We start from the raw sequence: 487 nt of genomic DNA, 5'->3' as shown, positions 1-487 counted from the left end.
TGCTGGGTATGACCGCCTGTCCCCTCGGATTTCTTGGCGACGATCTTGTACCGAAACTAGGGTTTCCAGCGGTTCGGTTCAGGGGTGTGGGGGCAGTCCAGATTGGACGGGTAGTCCATGGAAATGGGCATCCTACGGATTAGCTGCGAGACAAGGCGTAATCGTCATCTTCTACCAGACTTATGCGAGACGCAGATGAGCCGCCGCTCCGGCTAGGCCGCGTGGACGAACCGGCACAGGGGGGATTCCCCCGAGGCGGATGACGTGATTCGAGGCTGACCTCTGGAGAGGAGGTCGGCCTTGGTTCGGGATCGTTTGACGGATGCGGAGTGGGCGATCTTCGCCCCGTTCCTGACGGAGCAGTCGGCCCGCGGCGGCCGCCCACCGAAGGACCACCGGCGCACGCTGGACGGCATCTTCTGGATCACCCGAACCGGCGCGCCGTGGCGTGACCTGCCCGAGGCACTCGGGAAGTGGAACTCGGTCC

Annotated in this window: 1 protein-coding gene; it reads left to right on the top strand. The window is 63.9% G+C overall.

What is annotated here, in order from left to right:
- Positions 1-300: 300 nt before the first annotated feature.
- Positions 301-487: transposase (locus C1631_RS25455; RefSeq protein ID WP_133248973.1), on the top strand; the 187-nt coding region annotated here is incomplete at its 3' end.

Source organism: Chryseobacterium phosphatilyticum, assembly GCF_002899825.2.
Lineage (GTDB): Bacteria > Bacteroidota > Bacteroidia > Flavobacteriales > Weeksellaceae > Chryseobacterium > Chryseobacterium phosphatilyticum.
This window is presented reverse-complemented; position numbering and strand designations above follow the sequence as displayed.